This window comes from Novosphingobium oxfordense (assembly GCF_044029435.1).
Classification (GTDB): domain Bacteria; phylum Pseudomonadota; class Alphaproteobacteria; order Sphingomonadales; family Sphingomonadaceae; genus Novosphingobium.
Window position 1 is genome coordinate 555,003 of the sequence record NZ_CP147008.1, and the last position, 24,147, is coordinate 579,149.

Here is a 24,147-nt window from a genome sequence, read left to right on the forward strand (position 1 = left end):
GCGAAAGCGCCCGAAACGAAAAGGGGGCGCCGAGCCAGATGCCCGCCGCCCCCTTCTCCGGTCACGCCGAAACGTGTGAGATCAGAAGCGGAAGCGAACGCCCGTCTGGATGGTGCGCGCCTGAAGGCGCACGCCGTAAGGCAGCAGGCGATCCTTGCCCCACCACATCTGCGCATTGTTCTTCAGCAGGTTCGTCGCCTCGACACTGAACGTCACGAATTTCCACGGCGTGAAGTTGAGCGCGGCGTCCAGACGCGAGGTGGAGTCCATGTACGGCGAGTAGTCGGGGAAGTCCGACATCACTGCCGTGCGGTAGCGAGAACGATAGTTCCACGCCACGCGCGCGCTGAACTCAGGCGTGTCGTAGTAGAGCGCCGCGTTGTAGGTCAGCTTCGACATGCCGATGGCATTGTTGTCCGAGCCATCGGGGTAGTTGATGTTGCCCTTGCGCAGCCAGGTCACGTTCCCCTGGACGCCGAAATTGCGCCAGAAGCCCGGCAGGAAGTCGAAGAACGTCTGGCCGGCGATCTCGAAGCCCTGGAACGTGCCGCCGCCCGCGTTGCGGTTCGTCCAGACCTGACCGATCCCACCGAATTCGGGAACGTATTCAGCCTCGACCGAGTAGTAGATGTAGCCCTTCGGCTTCTTGAGGTAGGAGGCGACGGAAACAGATCCGGCGCGGCCGAAATTGTATTCGAGCGATGCGTCGAAGCTGTTTTCGGTATAGGCCTTCAGGTCCGGATTGCCCGCGTAAACCGTATTGCTCGCAAGATTGACGTTGCGATACGGCGTCAGCGCATCGAAACCGACGCGCTGGACGTTCTTCGTCCAGGACAGACGCAGTTGCAGGTCCGACGTGAAGTGGGCAATCGCGTTGAAGCTGGGCAGGACGTCGATGAAATTGCCCTTGCCGGTGGCGTCGGTGATGACCTCGTGGCCCTGCTTGTCGTAGTTGTAGGCAGCGCTGTCCGACGTGCCCCAGGTGTTGATCACGCGGGCGCCGAACACGCCATCGATCGGCACCCCGATGTCGAAGGCATAGTTGAACTGGCCGTACACTGCGAAAGTCTTCTCACGCGATGCATAGCCGGCGCCGAGATTGAGGCTGGGGTACTTGGTGGACCAGTCCTGGGTGGTCGTGCCGCTGCTCTGCAGCCACTCGCGGACGCTGTCCATGTTGTTCATGAGGTACTTGCCGTCGAGGTGATACCAGCTCGGCGCGTCGAACCCGGAGACGTCGGTGGTCGAAGTCTCGTAGGGATAGCCGACATCGTCGAGCGCGATCGTCGACCCGTTGTCGCGCGGGAAGCTGTCGCGATAGCCGTAACGGTAGCTGATCTTCCGGTCGGAGAAGCGTGCGCCCATCTGGAACGAGCGCAGCAGCCCGTTATCCGTAAGATCCTGTGTCAGGTCCACTTGCGAGGCAAAGCTGCGGCTGCGGTACACGCCGCGTTCGTCATGAAGGTTCTCGAGGTAATATTCGCTGGGATTGGACAAATCGACGCCGTTAAACGCGATGTAGGGGCCCTGTCCCGCACCGACATCCTCGTTGAAGTTTACGGTGGCGCTGTCGATCGTCGAGAAACGATAGGTGCTCAAAACGCCGTAATAGACACGCTTCGACTGGTTGTACTGAGTGCTAAAATTGATCTTTGTGTGATCGTTATGCCAGTGCGTCTCGAAATTGCCGCCATAATTGTTCGACGTCACGCGCTCGTAATAGGATTCCGGGCCGCCGGCAATAACGCCCGTGGCCGGTGTAACGGTCATGCCATCGATCGTCTGGTAATCGGTATTGCCGTTGTCCGCATAGGAAATGCCCGACAAGTTGTAGTTGCCGTTGCGCAGGACAAGGTGCAGGCGATCGCGCGAGCGCAGTTCGCGGCTGCCGAAGTAGTTGCCCTCCAGCACGAAATCGAGCTGGTCGCTGGCGCGCCATTGCCACACTGCGTTGATCGCGGGACGCGTGATCCGCCCGTTTTCGGTGCCATAGTTCACCGCGTAGGGCGTGATCGTCGTCAGCGCCTGATCGGCGGGGAGGGAATCGAGGTCGGTTCCGAAGAACGTGCCCGGCGTCTCGCTCTCAAGGAACGTCTCGTTGTAGTTGTTCCGCGTGTAGGAGGCGTTGATCAGGAAGCCCATCTCGCCGATGCCGGTATCGAAACGGTCGCCCACCAGAACACTGCCGTAAGGGCTCTTGGTATTGCCGATGTTCGAAAACACCTCGCGGAAGCTGCCCGCGACGGTCAGCCCCTTGTTGAGATCGAGCGGGCGGCGCAGTTCGACGTTCACGGTGCCGGCAATGCCGCCTTCCACCTGATCGGGGGTGCGCGTCTTGTAGACGTCCACCGCCTTGATCAGTTCCGCCGGAACATCGGCCAGGTTCATCGAACGGTCTGCGCCGCTGGTGGCTTCGAAGCCGTTCACGGTGGTCGAAATGTCGGTCATGCCGCGGATCGAGATCGACGAGCCCTCGCCATGGACGCGGTCGATCTGGACGCCGGTGACGCGGGCAAGCGCTTCGGGAACGTTATTGTCCGGCAATTTGCCGACGTCCTCGGCCACGATGGAGTCGACGATCTGCTTCGCCTTGCGCTTCTTCTCGGCCGCTTTCTCGACCGAGCCGCGCACGCCGGTGACGACGATCGCACTGCCGGACTTGTCGTCGGCACCGCCGCTTTCCTGCGCTAATGCTGTGCCCGGCAGAGCGTTGAATGCCAGGACGGTGACGACCGCCATGGCTGACGAAAGCTTCAGAACCCCACGTGACCTCATGCGACTTCCCCTTGTTTATTCAGGATCGCACCCGAACATATATCGTATACCTCCTACTTTATTTGTCGGAGTCAATAGGATTGTCACCAAGCGGCAACAAACCGTGCGCTGTGTGCCAAAACCGCACCAATTCATCGCGATAAAACGAAAAAGGGAGCGCGGATGGACCGCACCCCCTAGGTATTTAGTCGGATAATTGGACAGCTACGTCGTAATCAGCTGCAAGGCGCCGCCGGCCCCTTCCCCGAATCGCGGATCATTGGCACGGCTGCCTTTGGCGCCAGCACTTCCCATTCCTGCACGGCCAGCGCGCCGTAAGTCTTACCGTCGGTGGAGGCGTCCATCACCGCGCGGAGGCAGCGGGTGGTGATGGGGCGGAAGGACACACTTTGGAAGGCCTCGGTCGCAGTCCCGTAGGCGCTGGCGCCGGGGACCGGTTTCCAGCCCTTCTGCCAGTATTCCAGGCGCCATTTCGCCGGCGGGGCGACGCCCACGCCCGAACCGGCCGGCTGGTCGTTCCAGAAGCGGATGCGCGATCCGTTTACTGTCACAGGCTGATCCCAGCGGTATTCGATCCACTGGCTGGGCGGGTTGTTGGGTGACCAGCTGCCCCACATGTCGGGCGGCAACGGCGCTTCCTTTACCACGCCGTCGTTCAGCGACCTGATCCAGAACTGCACCGGCACCGGCTCATTCGAGGCCGTCGCCCAGGCCGAGCGCGCGATATTGCGTGTGGCAACCAGCGGTGGCCGCGGGCGCAGGGTCGGCACCACCGGCAGGATGCGGGCGGGTGAAACGCTGTCGTCCCACTCCATCTTGTCCAGCGCGACGCTGCGGCGGAAATGGCCGCCGCCCTTCGCGTCCGCCGTGTGATAGGCGAGATACCACTGCCCCTCGAACTCCACCGCGCCGGGGTGCGAAGTGGTGGAAGACACCGGCTTCAGCGCAACGCCGCGATAGGTCCACGGGCCCATCGGTGAAGGCGCAGTGCCATAAGCGATGCAGGCGTAGTAGACGGCGGGCGTGCAATCCGAAGTCGGGCCGGCCTTGTTGCCGGCATAGAGCATGTAGTAGCTGCCCTTGCGCTTCATGATCCACGGCGCTTCGAAGAAGCCGGTCAGCCCCTTCATCGCCAGCTCCGGCCCCTTGGGGGTGATCATGTCGCGCTCCAGCTCCATACCGCGAAGCTGGCCGAACGTGCCCCAGTAGATGTAGACCCGGCCATCATCGTCCAACATCACCGTGGGATCGATGTTCTGGATGTCGTTGGCGACGGGCACCTTCTGCGAGATGATCGGCCCGGACGGATGCGCATCGCGCCAGGGGCCGAGCGGGCTGTCCGCTACCGCCACGCCGATCGCGAAGCGGTCCTTGGCGTCGCTGTTCTTCTCCAGCACCGGGGCGTAGAGGTAGTAGCGCTTATCGGGCCCTTGGATGATCTGGCCGGCATAGGCGCGGGCCTCCTCGGCCCAGGCGAAGACGTTCTCCGGCTTGATGATCGCCGGATAGTGCGTCCACTTGTGCGACGCCGGATCGGCTGTCTTCAGCAATTGCCATTCGGGCATGATGAAGTCGTTGACGTCGCTTGCCGCCTCATCACGTCCGGTGAGGATCCAGAGCTGACCGTCCGCCACGAACGGCGCGGGGTCGGTGGAGTAGTAATCCCCGTCCGCCAGGATCGGGTTGCCGGGAATGGTCAGCTCGCGCGCAACAGGCGCCTGCTGCGCGGAGGCGGGTACGTGGGCGGCGACCGAGGCAAATGCCCCGGCCGCCAGAACCACTGCTAGACTATTCCTCATCGGGGTAAGGCCCCTTGCCGCCGTCCTTGATCAGCTGGTCGACGCGCTGGTCGATCACCGGCAGCGGCACGCCGCCCAGTTCGAGCACGGCATCGTGGAACGCGCGAATGTTGAACTTCGGCCCCAGTGCGGCCTCCGCCTTCTTGCGCGCATCCACGAAGGCCAGCTGGCCCATGTAGTAGGACAGCGCCTGGCCCGGCCAGGAGATGTAGCGATCCACCTCGGTCTCGATCTCGTGATCGGAAAGCGCGGTGTTGTCGCGCAAGTATTGCTGCGCCTGTTCGCGGGTCCAACCCTTGGCGTGGATGCCGGTATCTACGACGAGACGCGAGGCGCGCCAGGCCTGATAGCTGAGCATGCCGAAGCGGTCATAGGGCGTTTCGTACATGCCCATGTCCTCGCCCAGCGCCTCGCAATAAAGCGCCCAGCCTTCGCCATAGGCGGAAAGGTAGGTGTCGCGGCGGAACGCCGGCAGGTCCTTGTTCTCCATCGCCAGCGGCATCTGCATGGCATGGCCCGGCGCGGACTCGTGAAGGGTCAGCGCGATCTGCGAGTAGAACGGGCGGCTCGGCAGGTCGTACGTGTTGACGAGGTAGATGCCCGGGCCGCCACGGCCACCGGTGTAGAACGGCGCGATGTCGTCCGGCACCGGCTTGATCGCGAAGCGGCTGCGCGGCAGGTGGCCGAAGTATTGCGATGCCTTGCCGTCGAACGTCTTGGCGATCCACGCGGCGCGGTAAAGCAGCTCGTTCGGGGTCTTGGGATAGAACTGCGGATCGGTGCGCAGGAAGTGCAGGAACGCCTTGAGGTCGCCCTTGAACTTAACTTCCTGCATCACCTCGTTCATTTGCGAGCGGATGCGCGCCATTTCGCTGAGGCCGATCTGGTGGATCTCCTCCGGCGACTTGTCGAGCGTGACGAATTCGGAAATCTTCGACTGGTAGTAGGCCTTGCCGTCCGGCAGCGCATAGGCTGCCAGCGTCTTGCGCGCCTGCTTCTCGTACTCGCTGCGCATGAACGTCAGCAGCTTGGCGTGCGCGGGCACGACGCTGCCGGTGATCGCCTCACGCGCGGCGGCGCGCAGCTTTTCCTGCTCGGCAGCCGGGATCGTCGAGGGCAGCTTCTTGAACGGCTCGTAGAACGGCGAATCTTCGGGCGTCTTGGCATCGACGACCAGTTCAATGCCCTTGTCGCGGCCCGTCAGCGTGACCTGCGGGGCGGAGAAACCGCGCTTCAGGCCTGCGCGCATGTTGTCGATCTGCTGGTCGTAATAACGCGGCACTTCGCGCAGCATCTCGATAAAGTCTTCGGCGCCCTGCTGGTCGCGCAGCGGGGTGCGGGCCCAGTCCGCCAGTTCGCCCCAGAAGCTGGTATCGGCGTTGAAGGGCTTTTCGTAGTCGCGATAGCGCTGGGCAGCGACGAAGGCGTCGATCTGGCCCTTGTAGACCGCGAAGTTCACACGATTGGCCGGCGAAAGCTTGGCCGGGTCGATCGCGGCAAGCTGCTTTTCAACCTTCTCCCAAGCGGCGAGGCGATTGGCCTGCGCCTTGGCGCCCACGTCGGGGAGCGCGAGGCGCTGGGCCTTGGGGCCATCCTCGCTGGGGCCGCTCTGCTGAAGGCGCCAGGCGTATTCGGCGGTGTAGATCGCTTCGAAAGCCTCGTCGGGGGTTTGGGCTCCAGAGGTCTTTGACGCAGTCTGCGCAGCGGGAGCGGCGACGGCAGCGTGAGCGATGCCCACGGCAAGCGCCGCGCCTGCCAGTAGCAGCGCGCGGCCAAGCGTATTCTTCACGTCAATTTCCCCTTTCGAGAATTTCGAGAATGTCCTGATGCAGCTGCGCCGGGATCCGCACGCCTTCGACTTGCGAACGGGCGCGGGCCAGCAGGCGGCGCGAACCCGGCAGGCGGGCGCCCTGACCTTCGATCGTCTCGAACATCGTTTCGGCGCGCTGAAGATATTCGCCCACGCTGTCGCCCAGGAAGCCGACCGGATCGATAACGACGATCAGTTCGCCGCCGATCGGCGAGCCACCGCGGCCTTCGTCAGCCGCCAGCGATTCCGCGCTGGTCATGTCGCCGATCAGCGGGCCCGCCAGAAGCTCGACCATGGCGGCGAGCGCCGATCCCTTGTGCGCGCCGAACGTGCGCATGGCGCCGTCGAGAACCGCCTTGGCATCGGTGGAGGGACGGCCATCGGCATCATAGCCCCAATCGGGCGGGATCGCCTTGCCCGCGCGGCGGTGCAGTTCGATCTCGCCACGCGCAACCGCGCTGGTCGCGAAGTCGAACACGAACGGCGCGCGGTTTGGGCGCGGCCAGCCGAAGGCGATGGGGTTGGTGCCGAAGACCGGCTTGGTGCCGCCTTCCGGCGCGACCCATGCATGGCTGGGCGTGAAGGCCAGCGCGACGAGGCCCTGCTCCGCCAGCGCTTCCACTTCGGGCCAGAGCGCCGCGAAGTGGACCACGTTGTTCAGCGCCATGGCGGCAATGCCGAACGCCTTCGCCTTTTCAACGAGCAGCGGCATGCCAAGCTCGAACGGAAGCTGGGCAAAGCCGCCCTTGCCGTCCACCTTGACCAGCGCCTTGGCGGGCTCGCTCACTTCCGGCACCGCATCCGGCACCACCACGCCGCGCGCCACCGAATTGGCGGCGACCAGCAGGCGGTAAAGCCCGTGCGACGTGCAGCCGTCCCGCTCGCCCGAGACCATCGTCTGGGCGACCGCGGCGGCGTGATCGGGCGCAAGGCCGCAGGCCACCAGGACCTTGCGCGCCAGTGCATCGGCTTCGTCGAGCGTGAACGCGACTTCGTTAAGACCAGTCATTCCGATTATACTCACTTCGCTCCGGCGGGCTTGGCCGTGAACAGGCGCATGCCGAAGATCGGGCCGGCGGAGCTGCGGTCATGCGGCACCACGCGCACCTTGACCTGGCTCTTGCCCTTGGTCAGCGCCTCGGGCAGCGGATAGTCCACGTCCATGAACTTGCCCGGCGTATCGTTGTCCAGCTTCTGGGTGACGACCTTCGTACCGTCGACGAAGATGTCGAACACGCGCGAACGCTCGCTGCCCCAGTACGTGGCTTGAAGCAGCAATGGACCGGGCTTCACCTTCATCGTGAACTCGAAGTAGCCGCCCGAGCGGGCATCGCGTCCGTTGCGGCCGCGATAGGAGACCGGGTACGAAATTTCCGAGGTCAGGTTGTGGTCGCGCTCGGGCTGCATTTCGCCCAAGTGCATGACGTCGATCGAGCGGGCGGCGATGTCCTTCTGACGCACCTGTTCGGCCAGGAACGAGGCCTCCTCGGTCTTCCAGCCGGCTTCGGTGAAGCGCTTGAAGTAGACGGCGCTGCGGCGGTCGTACTGGCTGTAGAACGGCACGAAGGTCAAATCCGCCGGGCGCATCACGCCGGTGGTCTGGAAGCGCGGACGATCGGAAACGATCGGCGCGAAGGCGGAAAGCGGATTGTCGCCCACCATCGCCGGTTCCACGCCGGTGAATTCCATCTCGGCCGGGCCAAGATCCGCCGCCATGACCAACGGGCCGCGCAGCACGGCCACCACGTCCTGCGAACCGGCTGCCGCTTCGAACCGCAGGTCCAGCGGCAGGGTGAGCGTGATCGTGTCGCCCTTCTTCCAGCGGCGGTCGAGGACGGCATAGCCGTTCACCGCATTGGCCGGAACCGGCGCGCCGTTGACGGCCACCAGCGCACGGCCATTGGCCCATGCCGGAATGCGCAGCGCGATGGTGAACTTGGCGTTCTTCACCGCGTCCAGCGTCACGCCCACTTCGGACTTGAACGGATATTCGGTGGCCAGCGTCAGCGCCACGCCCTTGGCCTTCCACTCCGCCTTCGACGGGATGAAGAGGTTGACGAACAGCGTGTCGTCACCCTGCCAATAGATGGAATCGCCGTGCTTCGAATGGCTTTCCATGCCCGAACCGACGCAGCACCAGAACGCTTCCTCACCCGGCTGCGAATAGCCGCGCGGGGCGCCGCTCATCATCGGCGTCATGTAGGTGAAGCCGCCGGTGTGCGGGTTGTGCGCCGACATCACGTGGTTCAGGTGCGCGCGCTCGTAATAGTCGAACAGCGCGCCGTCCGGCTGCCACGAGTAGAGCTGACGCGTCAGCTTCAGCATGTTGTAGGTGTTGCAGTGCTCACAGGTCGATTCCGTGAGGTGCAGCGCGATATTGTCGGGCTCGAAGAAGTATTCGCGGTCCGCATTGCCGCCGATCACGTAGCTGTGGTGCTGCGTCACGCGTTCCCAGAAGAAGCGGGCGGCGCGGCCCGGCTCGTCCTTGCCGGTCAGCTCGTGGATGCGCGCCAGGCCGATCAGCTTGGGCACCTGCGTATTGGCGTGGAAGTTGGAGAGCTTGTCCTCCTGCGCCACCAGCGGATCGAGCACCTTCTTGTCATAGATGCGTTCCGCCACCTTCAGCCAGCGCAGATCGCCGGTCTGCGCGTAGAGTTCGGCATAGCTCTCGTTCAGGCCGCCATATTCGCAGCCGAGAAGTTCCTGCATCTGCTTGTCGTCGAGCGCGGCGAAGACCTTCTCAAAGTAGCCGCCCAGTCCGGTAACGACTTCCAGCGCCTTGGCATTGCCCCAGGCCGAATGGATATCGAGCAGGCCCGCGAAGTACTTGTGCACGGTGTAGAGCGGCGACCACGAGCCGTTGAGGTCGAACCCGCCCGACTTGATCTCGCCCCGCATCACTTCGGGGAAGATTTCCTGACCGTCTACGACCTTGCCGTCCTTGGTCTTGCGGCCAAGCGCGCCGATGTAGCCATCGCTGCGCTGCGCCTGGCAAAGCGCCAGTTCATCGACGATGTAGTCCGCGCGGCGGCGGCATTCGGGATTGCCGGTCTGCTGCCAGGCCAGGACCAGCGCGGTCATGTAGTGGCCCAGCGTGTGGCCGGCGATGGTGTCCGATTCCCAGCCGCCGTAGATCGGCGCCTTGGGCTCAAGCCCGGCATACTTGCGGAAGTTGTGCAGGAAGCGATCGGGGCTGAGCGACATCAGATAGTCGACATTGACGTCCACCGCCGTCGCATAATCAGACGGCGCAAGGCGCACGTCGGTCAGCGGCAGCGGCTTTGCCTTGATCGGCAGCTTGGGTGCGATGACGGCCGCGAAGCCCTTGAGAGGGACAGAGCTGATGGCCAGCGCCGCCACGCCTGCCATCCATTCGCGCCGATTGGCCTTCATCACCAGAAACTCCTATCGAATATCGTATACTGTTATTGATAAGGTTCAGGGGCTTCGAGTCAACCCCATGCATTGGCCCGTTGAACCGTGTATGGGTAGCGACCAATTCAGCGCCGCAGCGCCACCCGCGTATCCGCGTGGGCCAGATCGATCAGCGCGATCATCGCCTTGCGCGCCTGCTTGGCATTGCCCTCGGCAATGCAGCGGTAGAGCGCGTGATGCTCCGGCATCGGGTCGCGGGGCGAATCCTGCACTTTCTGTTTGATCGCGGTGGTGGAGGCGATCGCGGTGGAGATCGAGGTCGAAAGCGCCTGCATCAGTTCGTTGCGCGTCGCTTCCAGCACCAGTTCGTGGAACCGGATATCCGCCGCGCGCCCCTTGTCGGTGGTGAGCGTGCAGCGCTCCATCGTTTCCAGCGCATTGGCCATGTCGGTCAACTGCCGTTCGTCCCGGCGCTGCGCGGCCATTTCGGCGGCCTGCGGCTCCACCACCATGCGCAATTCGAACAAGTCGCGCAGGAATTCGTCGCTGGCGCCGCACTGGATCTGCCAGGCCAGCACATCGGGATCGAGCAGGTTCCAGTTCTTGCGCGCGTTCACGCGGGTACCGGCCTTGGGGCGGCTGCTGACCATGCCCTTGGCGGTCAGAATACGGAACGCCTCGCGCAGGACCGAGCGGGAAACGCCCAGCCGCTCCGCATGTTCGACTTCGGCCGGAAATACATGCCCCGACGGCAGTTCTCCGCTGACGATCGCTGTCGCCAATTGGCGCGCAACCGCGTGATGAAGGCGGCCGCTGGCAAGTGGAAGCGCGGTTTCGGCCGGCAGTGGTGCGGTCATCTTGGTCATCCCCAACCAATCAGATCGAAGCACGTTTGAAATGCTCAGATCATATATCGTATATTTTTCTTGACCCTTTCCGGGATGGGCGTCAAGAACCCATACATCTTTCCGAAGCCAAGCGATGGGTACATGGCATGAGCACCCCCTTGATTTCTCTTCCTTTCGTTCGTGTCTTGAAAAAACCTGCCGCAGTCAGCCTGCTGGCGCTTGCCGTGGCCATGCAGCCCGGCTTCGCGCTGGCGCGCCCTGCGCAAACACCAGCGATGCAGACGGCAGCTGCCCATACGCCGCCGCCGAGCATAGCGGAGCGCTATGCCGCCGCCGACACGTTTCTGGGCAGCGGTATCGCCGATCTGATCGACAATGCCAATGTCGCGCCCAGCTTCGTGGGCAGCGACAAGAACGCGGGCCTGTTCTACCGCACCGGCAATCGCAGCAGTCAGCGCTTCCTGTTCCTGGACCTTGGCACGCAGCAATTGCGCGAAGTGGCGACCACCGCCAGCCTGCTCGCCGCGTTGTCGCAGGCGAGCGGCAAGGCAGTGACGCTGGATGACGCGCATCTTGCCGATGTCGACTACGATCCGGACAAGGCCACGCTGGGCTTCGCGGCGCTGGACGCGCACTGGCGGATCGGCGCCGATGGCAAGGCCGAGAAAGTCGCGCCGGAGGCACCGCAGCTCGACCTGCCCTCGCCCGACGGCAAGACGAAGATCGTCGCGCGCGGATACAACCTCTATGCCGTCGACGTGGCATCGGGCCGCGAAGTCGCGCTGACCACCGATGGCACGCGTGAGCAGCCCTATGGCCGCTCTATCCCCGAACTCTCGCAGATCCTGCGCGAAGGGACCGAGGAACCGGCCATGCCCGTTTCCGGCGCCTGGTCGCCCGATGGCCGCTATCTGTTGAGCTGGCGGCTCGACACGCGTGAGGTGAAGAAGCTTTCGATCACCCAGCAGAACCCGCCGGGCAGCTTCTATCCGCGCAGCTTCAATTACGTCTATCCGCTCGCCGGCGCCGAAAAGCTGCCGCAAGCGACGCGTTTCGTCGTCGACGTGCAGTCCGCACTGAAGACGGGCAAGGCGAAGGTCGTGCCGGTGCAGATGCCGGCCGAGTCCATCCTCTATCCCTCCCCGCCGGACATGAACTGGGTGAACGGCAAGCCGCGCATGCAGTGGACCGAGCGCGGCTATCGCCAGCAGGCGGTCTACGTGGCCGATCCGGCCACCGGCGCGACAAAGATCGTGGCGCACGAGGCGGTGAAGCCGGTCATCACCGTCACCTCCTCGATGATCTTCCCGTCTCCCGAACTGGGCGGCGAACTCTCGATCTCCGAGCGCAGCGGCTGGGCCCAACTCTACCTCGTCACTCCCGACAATCCGGACGGCGGCAAGGCGCTGACCACCGGAAACTGGGAAGTGCTCTCGGTCGACAACGTGGCGGAGGACAAGTCCTCACTGATCGTCACCGGCGTCGGGCGCGAGGAAGTCCGCAATCCCTACTGGCGCGCGCTCTACCGTGTGTCGCTCAAGGGAGGCGCCCTCACCGAACTGACGCCCGAGCCGCTCGACCATGACGCGCAAGTCTCGCCCGACGGCAAGTGGATCGTCGACCAGATGTCGAGCCCGACCACGCCGACCCGCGCCGTGCTGCGCGACGGCGCGACCGGCAAGATCGTGATGGAACTGGCCAAGGCCGACGACAGCCGCCTTCTGGCCGCCGGCTACACCCCGCCCGAACCGTTCAAGGGCGTGGCGGCGGACGGCAAGACGCCGATCTACGGCATGATCTTCCGCCCCGCGCACTTCGACCCGAAGCGCAGCTATCCGGTGATCGACAACGTCTACACCGGCCCCACCACCACCGACGTTCCCTCCACCTGGGGCATGGCACTGCGGGTGCCCGGCAACAGCGTCGCGCAGATCGGCGCCGTGGTCGTGATGATAGACGGCACCGGCACCTCGCGCCGTGGGCAGGAGTTCCGCCTCCCGGCATTCCAGAACCTGGGCGAAGTGGGGCTGGACGATCACATCACGCTGATCCGCCAAATGGCCGCCAAGTATCCCTACATGGACGTGAACCGCGTCGGCGTGTTCGGCGGTTCTGCCGGTGGCTACGACACCGCCCGCTTCGTGCTGCGCCGGCCGGACTTCTTCAAGGTGGGCGTGTCGGCTTCCGGCAACCATGACCTTAGGCTCGACAAGACCTGGTGGCCCGAAGTCTCCATGGGCGAGGCCGACGCGGCGACTTGGGAGCGCAATTCGAACATGGCGGTGGCGAACCAGCTCAAGGGCCACCTGCTGCTGGTCCACGGCGACATCGACGACAACGTACCGGTCACCGAAAGCTTCCGCCTGGCCAAGGCGCTGATCGATGCCGGCCGCGATGTGGACATGGTGGTGGTGCCCAATGCCACGCACAACGTCTACCAGCCCTTCTTCTGGAAGAAGCTGCGCGACTATTTCACCCTCTATCTGCTCGGCGAGACACCGCCGCCGCTCGGCCCCGTGAAGCCTGCCGCTCCGGCAGTCGCGCTGGCCCACTGAAATCCCCTGTCGAGGTTTTGACATGAAGCGTCTTCTGAAGCCCCTCCCCCTGATCGCGCTGGTGCTGGCGCCGGTGCCGGCCCTGCTGCCGATGGCGGCGGCGCAGGCAGAGGAAGCGGAAAAACCGAAGCCGGTCTATCCGCCGATCCAGAAGACCGAGATGCAGACCCCGGCCTTCGATCTGGCGCTGCGGGCCGATACCCAGACGCTCGCCCACCTTTCGCCCAAGGGCAACGCCGTGTTCGACTTCGTGCCTGCGGGGCGCGAGGCGGAGCGCGCCGCCGACGGCTACGTCCATATCGGCGACATCCATATCCGCCTGAAGACGGCAGGCCAAAATGGCGAGAAATCCGACTGGCAGGACTTCTCCTCCGCCCACGCGCGCAAGCAGATTGCCGCGCTGACGGGTGGCAAGGGCGTACTCGCTGCGGCCGACATCACCGCATCGATGGGATCCGGCATCCCGCTGCGCGTCGAGCGGCGCTGGGTGAACGAGGACGGCGTGCTGGTCCTGCGCTTCACGCTGGTCAACACCGGCGACGCCGCCGTGGAGATCGGCGGCCTGGGCATGCCGATGGTGTTCGACAACATCATCCTCGACCGCGATCTCGATTCCGCGCATGCGCAGGCTAGCTTCGTCGATCCCTATATCGGCCGCGATGCCGGCTACCTTCAGGTCACGCGCCTGAACGGCGAAGGCCCGGCGCTGCTGGTCCTGCCCGAGAAGGGCACGCCGCTGGAAGCCTATCGCCCGATCCTTCAGCAAGGTTGGGCGCCCAAGAGCGACATCTTCACCGACAAGAGCCCGCGCAGCCAGGTTTCCGAAGGCTTTTACGACTGGACGGTCGCCAGCAAGGGCTTTGCCGAAAAGGAATGGGCAAAGGCCGGCCAGCAGTGGAACGAGCCGACCAGCTTCACGCTTGCCCCGGGCGAGAGCCGCACGATCGGCCTGCGCTTCGTGACCGCGCCCAACATCCGCGCCATCGAGGATACCCTCGTCGCGCAAAAGCGCCCGGTCGCCGTCGGCATTCCCGGCTATGTCGTGCCCACCGACCAGACCGCCAGCCTGTTCCTGAAGACGCCGAGCAAGGTGGCCAAGATCGAATCCTTCCCCGAAGGTTCGCTCACCGCCACGCCGGAGAAAAGCGGCGCCTATAAAAGTGGGGGGGGCTGGGCCCGCTACCAGATCAAGGCCAGCGGCTGGGGCCAGGCGCGCCTGACGGTTACTTATGCGGACGGGCAGAAGCAGACCGTCAGTTACTACATCACCAAGCCGCTTGAGCAGGTGATGGCGGACCTTGGCCACTTCACCACCACCGACCAGTGGTTCGAAGGCAAGGGGGACCCCTTCCACCGCAGCCCCGCGATCCTCTCCTATGACCGGGAGGACAACAAGATCCTCACGCAGGATGGCCGCGTCTGGGTTTCGGGCATGAGCGACGAAGGCGGCGCCGGTTCGTGGGTCGCCGCCGCGATCAAGCAGCTCGACAATCCTAACCCGGAAGAAGTCGCCAAGCTGGAGCGCCTCGTCAACGAGACCGTGCTCGGCACGCTTCAGGTCAAGGACGGCCCGCAGGCCGGTGCCGTCAAGAAGAGCATCTTCTACTACGACCCGGTCGCGTTCCCGAACTACTACGATCCCAAGATCAACTGGAAGAACTGGACCGCATGGTCGAAAAAGGATTCGGACGATCTCGGCCGGTCCTACAACTATCCCCACGTCGCCATCGGGCACTGGGTGCTCTACCGCCTGGCGCGCGACAATGCCGGGCTGGTCAAGCAGCACGACTGGAAATTCTACCTTGAGTGGGCCTACCACACGACCGTCGCGATGATGCGCGATGCGCCGTACTATGCCGAATTCGGCCAGATGGAAGGCGATATCTTCGTCGATATCCTGAAGGACCTGAAGCGCGAGGGCATGACGGCCGAGGCCACCGAGATGGAAGGGCTGATGAAGCAGCGCGCCGATCACTGGCGTTCGATGAAGTATCCGTTCGGCAGCGAGATGGCGTGGGATTCCACCGGCCAGCCCGAAGTCTACGCCTGGATGCGCTACTTCGGATTCCAGCCGCAGGCCGACGAGACGCGCGAAGTGATCCTGGGTTACGACCCCACGATCCCCAGCTGGGGTTATAACGGCAATGCGCGCCGTTATTGGGACTTCCTCTACGGCGGCAAGGTTTCGCGTATCGAGCGGCAGATCCACCACTATGGATCGGCGCTCAATGCGGTTCCGCTGTTCGACGCCTATCGCCAGAACCCCGCCGACCTGCACCTGCTGCGCGTCGCTTACGGCGGCATGATGGGCGGCATCACCAACATCGACCAGAAGGGCTTCGGCTCGGCCGCGTTCCATTCCTGGCCGGACATGATGAAGTGGGATGCGATCACCGGCGACTATGGCATGGGCTTCTACGGCCATGCCATCACGGCGGCGAGCTACATGGTCAACGATCCGCAGTTCGGCTGGCTGGGCTTCGGCGGCGACCTGACCACTAAGGGCAAGCAAGTCAATTTGACGCCGAAGGACGGCGCCCGCCGCCGCCTGTTCATCGCGCCCGCCGGCCTGTGGGTCACGCTGGAAGCGGGCCGCATCCAGAGCGCCAGCTATGACGCTGCCACCGGCAAGGTCGCGTTGACGCTCGATCCGGCGACCGCCACCGATCCAGCCGCGCGCCTGCTGTTCCAGACCACCACTGCCGGCGGCCGCACTTATGCGACCGATACCGGCACGGCGGATCGTGACGGCTACGCCATCCCGCTTGGTGGCAATCCGACGGTGGTAACGCTGACGCCGCGCTGATCGGCGGCAACTACCTATCCCACAAAAACCACGTCGTCCCCGCGCAGGCGGGGGCGACGTGGTTTAAGGCTGCAAGATTCTGGGCATCACGAAAACTCGGCCCGCAACCGCGCCGCCAGCCACGCTCCGAACGCGGCGATGGCATCCAGCCGGGGCTTGGGCGTGTTGGCATCCCAGACGAAGTGATAAGCCCCCTCGAACGGGATCTCCACGTCCGATAACCGCACCAGACGCCCGGCCTGAAGCGCATCCTGCGCGATAACCCGGCGCACCAGCGCAATACCGTGCCCCGCGATCGTGGCCTCCAACATCAGCGCGGCATCGTCGTAAGGCAGGCTGTCGGCAGGCTCCGGCAAACTGATCCCGGCGCGCTGGAACCACGGCGTCCAGGTCTGCCAACTGTTGCGCAGGAACCGGCAGCGCGCGAAGTCCTCCAGCCCCGCTATCTCCATCCGCGCGCGGTATTCGGGCGAGCAGGCGGGAAACAGCATGTCGGTCATCAGCCGCTCGCTGGCGAGGCCCGGCCAATTGCCGCCGCCATAGCGGATCCCCGCGTCCAGCCCGTCCGCGCCGATCCGGCTGACGTCGATCCGCGCATCCAGCGCGATGGAAATGCCGGGGTGCGCATCGTGGAAATCCGCCAGCCGCGCCACCAGCCATTGTGCCGCAAACGAAGGCAGCACTGCGATCTTCAGCACTTGCCGCTCGCCCTGCGGCGGTGCGGGGAAGACACTGGCAATCAGTTCCAGCGACTGGCGCACCGTCGGCAGAATCTGCCGGGCGGCCTGCGTGGGCTCCATCAGGTTGCCGCGCCGCTCGAACATCGCCGCGCCCAAGCGCTGCTCCACTTCGCGCACACGGTGGCTGATCGCGCCGTGGGTAACGCCCAGTTCCTCCGCCGCGCGGGTGAAGCTGCGATGGCGCGCGGCCGCTTCCAGCGCGCGCAAGGTATTGAGGGAAGGCGGGCGATACATGGCGGGCGGTTAGGCGATCCAGAGCGGCAATGCACATCGAGTAAGATGCCAGCCCATCGCACTCAAGGCCGAAGACATCGAGTGTAAGCCAGCGCCTAGTTCAGCCGGCTTTCCGACTGGCGCAGAAACGTGCCCACCTCCTCGCTCAGTTCAGCCCAGGCCTCCGGCTCGGACGGCATGTGCGATCCGCCGCTCAGCACGCGCAGGCGCTTCGGCCCGGGAATGGCGTCGAAAGTCGGTTCGCTCATCGCCAGCGGCGTCCACTCGTCCGCGCCCGGATGCGCGAGCAGGAGCGGGCAGGGCAAGGCGAGGTCCGCCTGATTGGGACGGTATTCGTGCAGGCTGCGGAAAAAGCGGCCGCGCACCGTGCGGCGGCCGATCAGGCTGTCATGCCGGAACCATTCGCGCATGGCCGGGTCGGTCGACATCGCCGCCAGCGGCGTCACCCAGTCCAGCCGGAACGGCAATCCGTCGATCGCCCAGGGCATATGCCGCATCAGCGTGAGTGAAAACCGCGTCAGCCAGCGATGGCGCGCCGCCCCCACGAAATGGCCGGCGTTGCACAAGTCCACCAGCGTCGTGGCGATCACGCCCACGGCATTTCCCGCCAGTTGCGAGGCGCGCAGCGCCGTCATTCCGCCGACCGAAAGGCCCATGATCACCACTGGCCCGGCCTGTTCGCGAACGATCCCGGCAATGCATTCGGGCCAATCGCGATAGTCCGCCTGAACGCCCGGCGCGCAGCGGGTGACGCCGTAGCCCGGCAAGTCCGGCGCAATCGCGCGCCAGCCCAGGCTTGTCGCCAGCATGCCCAGCGGCGCAAGCAGACGGCCATGCCCGCCGGCGCCATGCACCAGCACCAGCGTGCCGCGCGCAGGGCCTTCCGGTTCGTGCAGGTCGATGTGCAAGGCATGGCCGCGCCATGCGTACCAGCGCTCCAGCGGTTCGTTGGGCGACACGAAGCCAAAGCGCTGCGTCAGCAGCTGGCGATATTCACGCCATCCAGGATATTCGGCAGGACATTCTGGAGTTGCTTGCACTTAACAGAAGCTACGCGCTTTCGGAGCGGGGTCAACCTTTGCAGCCGGCCGCCGAAATCCGCCGCACGGCTCAGTCGCGGGCGAGCCAGTTGCGTAGCAGGAAATTGGTCTGTTCGGGATGCTCCAGCGCGGCCATGTGCCCGCACGAACCGATCTCGTAGAAGCTGGAGCCTGCCACCCGCTCGTGGATCTCGCGCGCGTGATCCGGCGGGGTGATGCGATCGCCATCACCCACCACCACCATCGTCGGCACCGCGATATCGCTGAGGCCATCGAGCGAGTCCGGGCGCGTCATGATCGCATGCTGCTGGCGAATGAACGCCTCCCCACCCACGCGGGATGCCATGGCGCGCATCTCGTCCGCCACCGGGCCGCTGGTGTGATCGGGATGGACCAACTGGCCCAGCAGCTTGTGCGTGATGCCCAGGAACTTGCCCCGGCGCAGCGATTCGATGCCGGCCATGCGCTGCTGGGTGCGTTCGGGCGTATCGCCACGGGCGCTGGAATTGATCAGCGCCAACCGCGTGATCCGCTCCGGCGCGCGGCGCATGATTTCCAGCGCGACATAGCCGCCCATCGACAAGCCCACGAGCGAGAAGCGCGAAGGCGCCGCCGCCAGCGTCCGTTCCGCCATGGCGCCGATGGTATCGTCCAGCGTGAGATCGGCCACCATGGGCGCCGCCACGTCCGCCAGCGCGTGGATCTGCCGGCGCCACAGCGCCTGGTCGCACAGCAGCCCCGGCAGGAACACCACCGGCTCAAGCGCGGCAGCGCGCTGCGGACTTTCCCAATTCCACCCGGCCCGCATCCGCGTTGCACCGGTATCGATCGCCAGACTCGCCATATCAAATCTCCTGCCGGCGAGATGCTCTTGCACACTCCATCTGTCCAATTCATGATGAAGGCGATCTTGATATATTCTATGTATGATGTTCGGCACGGCATCTGGGAGCACGCTCGAAGTGGAACTGCGACACATCCGCTATTTTCTCGCCGTTGCGGAAGAACGCCACTTCACCCGCGCCGCGCATCGGCTGGGGATCGGCCAGCCGCCGCTGAGCCATCAGATCAAGAGCCTGGAGACGGAAGTGGGCACACCGCTGTTCCACCGCATTCCGCAAGGCGCCGAACTGACCGAGGCCGGCCGTGCGTTTGAGGAACGCGTCCGCCAGATACCGCAGATCGTGGCCGACGCGGTCGACGCGGCGCAACGCGCGGCGGCAGGAGAAACCGGCCGGATCCGCGTGGGCTTCACCGGATCGGCCGCATTCAATCCCCGCGTTCCGCAGGCCATTCGCATCTATCGCCGGCGCTTTCCCGATGTCGAGCTGAGCCTGGCCGAACACAATTCCAACGGGCTGGTAGAGGGGTTGCGCAACGGCAGTCTGGACGTGGCCTTCCTGCGCCCGGACGCGATCGACAAGCAGGACCTGCGGCTGTTCCATCTGGCCGACGAACCGCTGATCGCCGCGCTCGCTTCGGCCCGCATGCCGCATGGCGAACCGATCCGGCTGGAGCAGCTGGCGAACGACCCGTTCATCCTCACCCCGCGCGCGCTCGGGCCGACGCTGTTCGATACGACGCTGGACGGGTGCCGCAGCGCTGGTTTCGAACCGATTCTGGGTCAGTCGGCCCCGCAGGTCGCCTCGGTTCTCGCGCTGGTGGCGGCAGAGCTGGGCGTGGCGCTGGTGCCGGAATCGATGCGAGACGCCTCATTCAAGGGCGTGACCTATCACGACCTTACGGGTGTATCCCCAAAAGTCTCGCTGGCGCTTGCCACCCGTGCGGACGAGCGCGCCGCGACCGTTGCCGCCTTCGTGGCGGAGGCGCGGTTTCCCACGGAAGCCGACGCGCCTTGAGGTTCAACGCAATTCATCGTCCGGGCCATCGCGCAGGAATTCGTCCGCAAGTTCGGCGATCCGTCCCGTGATCGTCGCTGCCATTTTCCGATGGAAGGCCGCCAGATAGCGAAGGCGGCGCAAGGTATCGCCCTCCGCCACGCCGCGCGCGCGGGTTTCGGCCAGACGGCCCAGATCGTCCAGCAGGCGCGCCTGGTTGGCCAGGAAGCCCGAATAGGATTCCGAGGCGCTATACCGCACGCGCTTGGTCCCCGCTTCGGCATGACGGCGCGCAAGGCCGAACTGTTCCAGCGCGCGGGCGGCAACACTGGAGCTGCTCTTGGCCATGCCAAGCGCGCCGGCGATCTCGTCCAGCGTTACCGGTGCATCGCAGAGCAATAGATAGGCGTAGAGATTGGCCGCACCCGGCTGCATCCCCCACGGCAGCAGCAATGCAGCCATATCGTCGACGAAGCGGCGCTGATCGCTGGTCATCATGTTTGACATATTCGGAATTTACCGAATATTCTTGCCGACAACAAGAATCAAGATGGGGAGACAGGCGATGCTCGATGCCGCATCGATCATGGCGCAGGCAGAGGAGCGCGCGGGGATTGCCGACGGCGATGCGGGCGTCGCCGACAATCTTGTCCGGCTGATCGCGGACATAGGCGCCAACTTTCCGGTCTCGGCGGCGGGGGAACGACGGATCGCCGCCACTCTGCTGATGGACGCGACCAACCGGCTGGAATGCCTGAAATGGCTGCGCGACTATCCCGAGATCGCGGCGGAGCCGATCGAAGCGCCAGTTTTCCTGATGGGCCTGCCGCGATCGGGTACGACCTATTTCCAGTACCTGTTCGACCGCGACCCCCGGTTTCGCCTGGTCCGCACCTGGGAATCCAGCATGCCTTCCCCTCCGCCGGGTTTCGCCCCCGCCTCGATCGAAAACCGGCGCGCTGCCTGGCGCGCAATGCAGAAGGCCCGCCCGCATTTCGACGGTTTCGAGGCGCTACATCTCTATGACGAGGATGGATCGGACGAATGCCACGCCTTCCTCCAGCAGAGCTGGGGCGCGGCGGGATTGCACAACCTCTACCGCGTGCCGGGGTACTTCGACTGGCTGCTGGACGGGCTGGACCTGACGCAGACCTACCGCATCCACAAGCGCCAGCTGCAGTGCCTGCAATGGCGCGGCGCACGCAAGCCATGGGCGCTGAAGTATCCGAACCACGTTCTGGCCATGAACGAGATACTGGAGGTCTACCCCGACGCCCGCTTCGTGATGACTCACCGCGATCCGGCGCAAGTCGTCGCCTCGATTGCGAAGATGACCTGGAACTTGCGCGGCCTATGCTCCGCCGCGCCGGTGGACCGGCATGAGGTGGGCCGCGACATGCTGCACTTCATCGATCGGCATGTGGACCGGATCATGGCCTTCGATGCCGGCCCGCATGGCAGCCGCGTCATCCATGTCGACTACTATGCGCTGGCGGCCGATCCGGTGGCGGAGATGCGCGGCATCCATGCCGGCCTTGGCATCGACACGCCAGATGCCGTGGCCAATGCAGTGGCGCACTGGCATGCGTCCAACCCGAAAAACGCGCGCGGCCGGAACGACTACGCGCTGGAACAATATGGCCTCGATGCCGACACGGTGCGGGCAAGGTTTGCCGACTACGCCGGCCGCTTCTCCATCCCTACAGAGCACGATGGTCTGGCGCGCGCGCAGGCATCAGCTTGAACGGGCATCGGCTTGAACAGGCATCGGCCTTAACAGGCATCGACGTGAGCAGGCGATGATGGCGCGGATTCACCACGCCATCACCGCCCGGAAGCGCGTCAGACCGCGTCCAGCGCCTGCGTCAAATCGGCGACGATATCGTCGGGATGCTCCACGCCGATCGACAGGCGGATGGTCGATTCCAGCACGCCGATGCGGTCCCGCACTTCGATCGGGACGCCGGAATGCGTGGTCGTCGCCGGGTGACTGGCCAGCGATTCCGTTCCGCCCAGGCTGACGGCCAGCTTGAAGATCTGCAATGCGTTCAGGAAACGGAACGCCGCCGGCTGACCGCCGACGATATCGAAGGCGAAGGTCGATCCCGCCGCGCTGCTCTGCGCGGCAAAGATGTTCGCCTCCCGCGATCCGGCGGGATAGAACGCCGGATAGGCCACCTTCTGCACTTTGGCATGGTCCTTCAGGAACGTTGCCGCCGCCGCCGCATTGGAGTTGGCGCGCTCCATCCGCATGCCCAGCGTTTCCAGCGAGCGGCTGAGCATCCAACAACTGTGCGGATCGAGCTGCGTGCCGATCGCGCTGCGCAGCAGGCGCACCTCGCGCATCAGCTTGGCCGAGCCGAGCGCCGCCCCGGCGACAAGGTCCGAATGCCCGCCGACATACTTGGTCAGCGAATAGAGCGAGATATCCGCGCCATGCTGCAAGGGGTGCTGGAAAACCGGGCCCAGCAGCGTGTTGTCGCAAACCAGCAGCGGGCGATGGCCCTGCTCTTCTCCAATCGCGTCGCACACCCGCTTCAACAGCGCGATATCGACCAGGCTGTTGGTGGGATTGGCAGGCGTCTCGACCAGGACGATAGACACGCGGCCGGCCGCGCTCGCCTGCTTGGCCGCGGCGGTCACCGCCGCCTCATCCAATCCGTCCGCGAAACCGACCGCCTTGATGCCGAAGTTGGCGAAAGTGCGCGCCAGCAGCGTTTCCGTGCCGCCATAGAGCGGCTGCGAATGCAGGATCACGTCGCCCGGCCGCGCGAAGGCCAGGATCGTCGTCGTGATCGCGGCCATGCCGGACGAGAAGACCACGCCCGCCTCCGCACCTTCGAATACCGAAAGCCGATCCTCCACGATCTCGCTGTTCGGATGGTTGAACCGCGAATAGACAAGCCCGCGCCCCTGCCCCGGGGGCGGCTCCTTGCGCCCCGCGACATAGTCGAAGAAGTCGCGCCCCTCCTCCGCCGTGGGGAAAACGAACGTCGATGTCAGGAAGACCGGCGGCTTGACGGCACCTTCGGAAAGAAACGGATCGTAGCCGTAATTGAGCATGAGCGTATCGGGGTGCAGCTTGTGGTTGCCGATGCTGGTCTTGCTTTCACGCGGAGCAGTCATCTCGTCTCTCCTTCAATGCCGGAACGAACGCGATCTGGGCGACGCAGGTATGGGGGTTTTCCCCGATAGCCTAATTCAGAAATCTCAAGCACCATTTCCCGGGAGCACCGAGGGCTGCAAAATATGAAGCTTCTCACGGGCAGAAAAATTCTTCACGCTGCATTACCACAGTATTGCATGGAGCTTCAAAGCTTTGCGTGGAACGCGACATGAAAGGCGCCGCAGCGCGCACTTTCGGTCTGCTTTTGGCATGTACTCCTCTCCCGGCGCTCGCGGCACCTCCGGAAACAGCGGATAGCGAAGCAGAGGCTGCAAGCTCCGACGCAAGCGGTTCCCACGAAGAAGTCGATCGGCTCCACATTCCCGGGTATGACGGAACGCGTGTCGGCGAAACGGCGATCGAACTCGAATTTGCGCCTGAGATCGCCTCCCACAATCCGTTGGGGTCGAATTCGCGGACAAGCACATCCACAACCACCGCGCTTACGTTCATGACGACCCAGCCCTTGTCGGACCGGCTGGAAATCGAATTCGACGCCGGCCCATCCATGCTGCTGGAACATGGGGACATCACGGAATCGACCGTTGCCGCATCGCTTGAGCTGCGCACGCATCAAAGCCCGTCGGGCTTCGCTGGTTTCGCACGCTATGAAGTGGCGCACATCATGGACGATTTCTTCAGCAGCGGCCTTGCCACGGACCAGACCTTGACGGCCGGCGTGCGGTACGGCGCGGATGTCGGCGCCGGGGCAATCGGCGTGGAACTCGCTCCGCGATGGCTGAATTCCAGCAACAGCACGGACGACTACCTCGCCGTAGAGCTTTTCATCGATGCTTACTATCCGGTGCTGGACGATGGAGTGGGGCTGATTGGCGAAGTCTCGATCGATCGTCGTTGGTACCTGAATAACGACCTTGCCGTGCCGGGGAAGCGAAGGGATTGGCGGTTCGAGGGGTTCGCGGGAATTGATATCGCGAACTTGCTGGCTCCTCCGCCCGGCCGCCCGAACCCGCTGCATGCACTCGGCGTCGGGGTGCTTTGGCTGGAGGTCGACTCGAACCTGGACAGTGCGGACCGCTCCGCATTCAAATTCCTGCCTGCCATCACCTTGCGGGCCAATTTGTAACGGTAAGGCCGAAAGAATTCAGAGCGCTGAATGAACAAACTGCGCCGACCATCGAAATTCCACGCCGGGAGACG

Annotated in this window: 16 protein-coding genes; 5 read left to right on the forward strand and 11 right to left on the reverse strand. The window is 64.5% G+C overall.

From position 1 onward, the window contains the following. Positions 1-81: 81 nt before the first annotated feature. The 6 genes from WBP07_RS25450 to WBP07_RS25475 all read right to left on the reverse strand — a co-directional run bounded on the left by WBP07_RS25450 (position 82) and on the right by WBP07_RS25475 (position 10,625). Complete coding sequence (locus WBP07_RS25450) at positions 82-2,739, reverse strand: TonB-dependent receptor (RefSeq protein WP_395397869.1); 2,658 nt, start codon at positions 2,737-2,739, stop codon at positions 82-84. 251 nt (positions 2,740-2,990) lie between these two features. Then, a complete protein-coding gene (locus tag WBP07_RS25455; RefSeq protein ID WP_395397870.1) occupies positions 2,991-4,574 on the reverse strand; it encodes a family 43 glycosylhydrolase in 1,584 nt (527 codons plus the stop codon). After that, complete coding sequence (locus tag WBP07_RS25460) at positions 4,564-6,369, reverse strand: DUF885 domain-containing protein (protein WP_395398245.1); 1,806 nt, start codon at positions 6,367-6,369, stop codon at positions 4,564-4,566. Before WBP07_RS25460 ends, WBP07_RS25455 begins: the two co-directional genes overlap by 11 nt. Further along, positions 6,365-7,393: an Ldh family oxidoreductase gene (locus WBP07_RS25465; protein ID WP_395398246.1), complete on the reverse strand. Its 1,029-nt coding sequence runs from the start codon at positions 7,391-7,393 to the stop codon at positions 6,365-6,367. The genes WBP07_RS25460 and WBP07_RS25465 overlap by 5 nt, the downstream gene beginning before the upstream one ends. 11 nt (positions 7,394-7,404) lie before the next feature. After that, the gene (locus WBP07_RS25470; RefSeq protein ID WP_395398247.1) at positions 7,405-9,777 is read right to left on the reverse strand and encodes a beta-L-arabinofuranosidase domain-containing protein; all 2,373 of its coding nucleotides are present in this window, start codon (positions 9,775-9,777) and stop codon (positions 7,405-7,407) included. Positions 9,778-9,884: 107 nt separating this feature from the next. After that, a complete protein-coding gene (locus WBP07_RS25475) occupies positions 9,885-10,625 on the reverse strand; it encodes a FadR/GntR family transcriptional regulator (RefSeq protein WP_395397871.1) in 741 nt (246 codons plus the stop codon). 167 nt (positions 10,626-10,792) lie between these two features. On the opposite strand from WBP07_RS25475, the gene WBP07_RS25480 reads away from it, so the two are divergent. Together WBP07_RS25480 and WBP07_RS25485 are read left to right on the forward strand one after the other, a co-directional pair. Further along, positions 10,793-13,162 (forward strand): DPP IV N-terminal domain-containing protein, encoded by a 2,370-nt coding sequence (locus tag WBP07_RS25480; protein ID WP_395397872.1) that lies wholly within the window; start codon positions 10,793-10,795, stop codon positions 13,160-13,162. A 22-nt stretch (positions 13,163-13,184) separates the two neighbouring features. After that, positions 13,185-15,968, forward strand: coding sequence for a DUF5695 domain-containing protein (locus WBP07_RS25485; protein WP_395397873.1), 2,784 nt, complete (start codon positions 13,185-13,187; stop codon positions 15,966-15,968). A gap of 86 nt (positions 15,969-16,054) precedes the next feature. Here WBP07_RS25485 and WBP07_RS25490 read toward each other — a convergent pair whose 3' ends face one another. From WBP07_RS25490 to WBP07_RS25500, 3 genes are all read right to left on the reverse strand, one after another. Beyond that, positions 16,055-16,942: a LysR substrate-binding domain-containing protein gene (locus tag WBP07_RS25490; RefSeq protein WP_395397874.1), complete on the reverse strand. Its 888-nt coding sequence runs from the start codon at positions 16,940-16,942 to the stop codon at positions 16,055-16,057. A gap of 95 nt (positions 16,943-17,037) precedes the next feature. Continuing rightward, positions 17,038-17,982: an alpha/beta hydrolase gene (locus tag WBP07_RS25495; RefSeq protein ID WP_395397875.1), complete on the reverse strand. Its 945-nt coding sequence runs from the start codon at positions 17,980-17,982 to the stop codon at positions 17,038-17,040. A gap of 70 nt (positions 17,983-18,052) precedes the next feature. After that, positions 18,053-18,826 (reverse strand): alpha/beta fold hydrolase, encoded by a 774-nt coding sequence (locus tag WBP07_RS25500; protein ID WP_395397876.1) that lies wholly within the window; start codon positions 18,824-18,826, stop codon positions 18,053-18,055. A gap of 118 nt (positions 18,827-18,944) precedes the next feature. On the opposite strand from WBP07_RS25500, the gene WBP07_RS25505 reads away from it, so the two are divergent. After that, the gene (locus tag WBP07_RS25505) at positions 18,945-19,841 is read left to right on the forward strand and encodes a LysR family transcriptional regulator (protein WP_395397877.1); all 897 of its coding nucleotides are present in this window, start codon (positions 18,945-18,947) and stop codon (positions 19,839-19,841) included. A 3-nt stretch (positions 19,842-19,844) separates the two neighbouring features. Here the strand turns inward: WBP07_RS25505 and WBP07_RS25510 are convergent, their stop codons facing one another. Continuing rightward, positions 19,845-20,318 carry a GbsR/MarR family transcriptional regulator gene (locus tag WBP07_RS25510; protein ID WP_395397878.1) on the reverse strand — a complete coding sequence of 158 codons (474 nt, stop codon included), beginning with the start codon at positions 20,316-20,318 and terminating at the stop codon, positions 19,845-19,847. 67 nt (positions 20,319-20,385) lie between these two features. Here WBP07_RS25510 and WBP07_RS25515 point away from each other — a divergent pair, with 67 nt between their 5' ends. Beyond that, on the forward strand, positions 20,386-21,564 hold the full coding sequence (locus tag WBP07_RS25515) for a sulfotransferase family protein (RefSeq protein WP_395397879.1): 1,179 nt from the start codon (positions 20,386-20,388) through the stop codon (positions 21,562-21,564). A gap of 98 nt (positions 21,565-21,662) precedes the next feature. Here WBP07_RS25515 and WBP07_RS25520 read toward each other — a convergent pair whose 3' ends face one another. Further along, positions 21,663-22,946, reverse strand: coding sequence for a cystathionine gamma-synthase family protein (locus WBP07_RS25520; protein WP_395397880.1), 1,284 nt, complete (start codon positions 22,944-22,946; stop codon positions 21,663-21,665). A 491-nt stretch (positions 22,947-23,437) separates the two neighbouring features. On the opposite strand from WBP07_RS25520, the gene WBP07_RS25525 reads away from it, so the two are divergent. Beyond that, a complete protein-coding gene (locus tag WBP07_RS25525; RefSeq protein ID WP_395397881.1) occupies positions 23,438-24,073 on the forward strand; it encodes a hypothetical protein in 636 nt (211 codons plus the stop codon). Positions 24,074-24,147: the final 74 nt, after the last annotated feature.

Excerpts from the sequence above, each read along its gene's own strand:
- WBP07_RS25450 (WP_395397869.1), bottom strand. The coding sequence starts at position 2,739 with ATGGCGGTCGTCACCGTCCTGGCATTCAACGCTCTGCCGGGCACAGCA.
- WBP07_RS25455 (WP_395397870.1), bottom strand. The coding sequence starts at position 4,574 with ATGAGGAATAGTCTAGCAGTGGTTCTGGCGGCCGGGGCATTTGCCTCG.
- WBP07_RS25465 (WP_395398246.1), bottom strand. The coding sequence starts at position 7,393 with ATGACTGGTCTTAACGAAGTCGCGTTCACGCTCGACGAAGCCGATGCA.
- WBP07_RS25470 (WP_395398247.1), bottom strand. The coding sequence starts at position 9,777 with ATGAAGGCCAATCGGCGCGAATGGATGGCAGGCGTGGCGGCGCTGGCC.
- WBP07_RS25475 (WP_395397871.1), bottom strand. The coding sequence starts at position 10,625 with ATGACCAAGATGACCGCACCACTGCCGGCCGAAACCGCGCTTCCACTT.
- WBP07_RS25485 (WP_395397873.1), top strand. The coding sequence starts at position 13,185 with ATGAAGCGTCTTCTGAAGCCCCTCCCCCTGATCGCGCTGGTGCTGGCG.
- WBP07_RS25490 (WP_395397874.1), bottom strand. The coding sequence starts at position 16,942 with ATGTATCGCCCGCCTTCCCTCAATACCTTGCGCGCGCTGGAAGCGGCC.
- WBP07_RS25500 (WP_395397876.1), bottom strand. The coding sequence starts at position 18,826 with ATGGCGAGTCTGGCGATCGATACCGGTGCAACGCGGATGCGGGCCGGG.
- WBP07_RS25510 (WP_395397878.1), bottom strand. The coding sequence starts at position 20,318 with ATGATGACCAGCGATCAGCGCCGCTTCGTCGACGATATGGCTGCATTG.
- WBP07_RS25515 (WP_395397879.1), top strand. The coding sequence starts at position 20,386 with ATGCTCGATGCCGCATCGATCATGGCGCAGGCAGAGGAGCGCGCGGGG.
- WBP07_RS25520 (WP_395397880.1), bottom strand. The coding sequence starts at position 22,946 with ATGACTGCTCCGCGTGAAAGCAAGACCAGCATCGGCAACCACAAGCTG.
- WBP07_RS25525 (WP_395397881.1), top strand. The coding sequence starts at position 23,438 with ATGACGACCCAGCCCTTGTCGGACCGGCTGGAAATCGAATTCGACGCC.